This window comes from Achromobacter sp. 1011811831, assembly GCF_059760905.1.
Genome location: NZ_JCBANG010000209.1, coordinates 1 through 678 on the forward strand (window position 1 = coordinate 1; position 678 = coordinate 678).

Consider the following 678-nt stretch of genomic DNA (forward strand, 5'->3'; position numbering starts at 1 on the left):
AGAACTTGGCGCCTTCGGTGCCCTCGATCCAAAGGCCAAGAATGTCGCGTGAACCATCGGGCAACACACCCAGCGCCAGGTAGATGGCCTTGTTGCGTACGACCGCATCCTGGCGGATCTTGACCCGTAGCGCGTCAAAGAAAACAACTGGATACATCGGTTCCAGAGGCCGAGACTGCCAGGCGGTGACCTCGGCCATGACTTCATCGGTCACTGAACTGATGAACTCCGGAGAGACCTCGGTGGCATATTGCTCCAGCAGAAATCCCTGGATCTCGCGCACCGTCATGCCTCGGGCGTACATGGCGACGATCTTGTCGTCAAAACCGGTAAAACGCCGTTCGTGCTTGGGGATAAGCAGCGGCGCGAAGCTGCCATCGCGGTCGCGCGGCACCTCGATACGCACGGGGCCTTCCTCGGTGAGCACCGTCTTGGCGCCCTTGCCATTGCGCTGGTTAGCGACATCGGCCGGCTTGGCCGCACCGCTCGGATAGCCTAGATGATGGTTCATCTCTCCTGCGAGTGCTCGCTCAATCAATGCCTTCTTGAAAGCCAGAGAGGCGGCGTTGATGGCTTCGGCCGTCATCGGGCCGTTGCCGAACGACTCCAACAGCTCAGGGGGAATAGCCGGCAGATCCGCCAGCTTGGACTTCGGGGTGCGAGGCATACATACTCCTT

General features: G+C 60.2%; 1 protein-coding gene. It reads right to left on the reverse strand.

All coding sequences use genetic code 11. The features are described 5' to 3' along the window. A partial coding sequence (locus AC6LJ9_RS30625) for an IS256 family transposase (RefSeq protein WP_498150451.1) occupies nucleotides 1-667 on the reverse strand: 667 nt, incomplete at its 3' end. Nucleotides 668-678 lie beyond the last annotated feature (11 nt).